The sequence below is a fragment of the Peribacillus sp. SIMBA_075 genome, from assembly GCF_046534585.1.
Genome location: NZ_JAWRYN010001606.1, coordinates 1 through 236, shown reverse-complemented (window position 1 = coordinate 236; position 236 = coordinate 1). Strand labels below are relative to the sequence as shown.

General features: G+C 47.0%; 1 pseudogene. It reads left to right on the top strand.

Going from position 1 to position 236, the window contains the following annotated elements:
• Window positions 1-236 (top strand): annotated as a pseudogene (locus SB775_RS33860) (LA2681 family HEPN domain-containing protein); the annotation flags it as partial.

Here is a 236-nt window from a genome sequence, read left to right as displayed (position 1 = left end):
ATCCTATCAGCGCTTGAACGGGGAATTTGGCTGGACCTTGATCTTCTATTCGACTTTCCTTCCCGTTAAAGCCGAACGCCTCAGCGCACTCGAAAAAGCGCTCGATTTATTCAAGACGGCGAAAAACGATATTAAAGACGAAAAAGGCCAATCTTTATACGATGAACGCATCAAATTAGCCGGGAACATGATCGACCAGCTTGGCGAAGTCGATCCAGTGAAACTCTCCCAACTGC